Annotated in this window: 1 protein-coding gene; it reads left to right on the forward strand. The window is 54.7% G+C overall.

Translation table 11 applies throughout. The annotated features are described in order from the left end of the window. Nucleotides 1–234, forward strand: a 234-nt coding sequence (locus AKJ31_RS22355) for an AMP-binding protein (RefSeq protein WP_157052421.1), incomplete at both ends; no start/stop codon positions are given.

Consider the following 234-nt stretch of genomic DNA (forward strand, 5'->3'; position numbering starts at 1 on the left):
TGGCAACAAGCGAATGACAACGCATTGCCGCACGCGTGCGTTCCTGTGATGGAGACGGATCCGCTCTATATCTTGTATACCTCTGGCACTACCGGTAAGCCAAAAGGCGTGGTTCGCGATAACGGTGGTCACGCAGTCGCAATGAAGTACTCGATGCACACTATCTATAACATGCCGCAAGATGGCGTGTTCTGGGCGGAGTCTGATGTCGGCTGGGGAGCTGGTCACTCCTAC

Origin of the sequence: Vibrio hepatarius, from assembly GCF_001274785.1 — a bacterium.
GTDB classification, from domain to species: domain Bacteria; phylum Pseudomonadota; class Gammaproteobacteria; order Enterobacterales; family Vibrionaceae; genus Vibrio; species Vibrio hepatarius.